The sequence below is a fragment of the Dorea sp. D27 genome (assembly GCF_001185345.1).
Lineage (GTDB): Bacteria > Bacillota > Clostridia > Lachnospirales > Lachnospiraceae > Extibacter.
Map to the genome: position 1 here is coordinate 1 of NZ_KQ236756.1, position 768 is coordinate 768.

Consider the following 768-nt stretch of genomic DNA (forward strand, 5'->3'; position numbering starts at 1 on the left):
TTTAGTGAAGCAGGGCGCCGCTGGGAAGGCAGGGGGCATATGCTGCGATGCGTCCGGGACTGCGACTATCACACAGATTCCTAAGCCTGTGGAATGTTCGCCGATAGCGGCTCTCATCCCACAAGCTAAGGAATCTGGTGAGGATTCTCCGTCCCTTCCGCTTATACCTTCGCATCTGCCCCCTGCCTCCCCAGCGGCTATCTACTTTACTGGCACGGGCGGGGGTGGCTGTGTGACAATACTGGAGGCCGGAAAGAATTTGGCTTGTGTGGCTATATGAATAAAAGATGCGTCAAGTTGAAATCCTTGGCGAAATGGAATTATAATGAGGAAGAGCCGGTATCAGGTACAGGGCTGTTATATGAGATAACATCCCTTGCCTGACTCCGGCTCTTCTTCCAGCAACGGCGTGCACGCCTCGCTGCAAACGTTTAACTGCGATAATATACACCGTACTAATTTGTATGTGTTGTATACACTAAGCTTGCTACCATTTTCCATCTAGCTGACGCAGCCAGCGTTCATCCGCTGGCCAGTAACGTCACACGGCCGCTCACGCCCTTGTTAGTAAAGTAGATAGCGGACGGGGAGCCGGGTGGGAGATGCGCAGGTGTAAGCGGGAGAGGCGGAGAATCCTTTCCGTAGCCCTTATCCTGCGTGATGCAAGCCGCTATCGGCGCGCATTCCGGAGGGTTAGGGATACGTGAAATAGTCGGAGCCTCGTACGCATCGAAGCATCTGCCACCCGGCTCCCCGCCCGCCGCCTAA

1 protein-coding gene is annotated in these 768 nt (G+C 54.7%); it reads left to right on the top strand.

The annotated features are described in order from the left end of the window. On the top strand, positions 1-280 hold a 280-nt coding region (locus HMPREF0980_RS19280), incomplete at its 5' end, for a hypothetical protein (protein ID WP_207643616.1). Between the last annotated feature and the right edge of the window lie 488 nt (positions 281-768).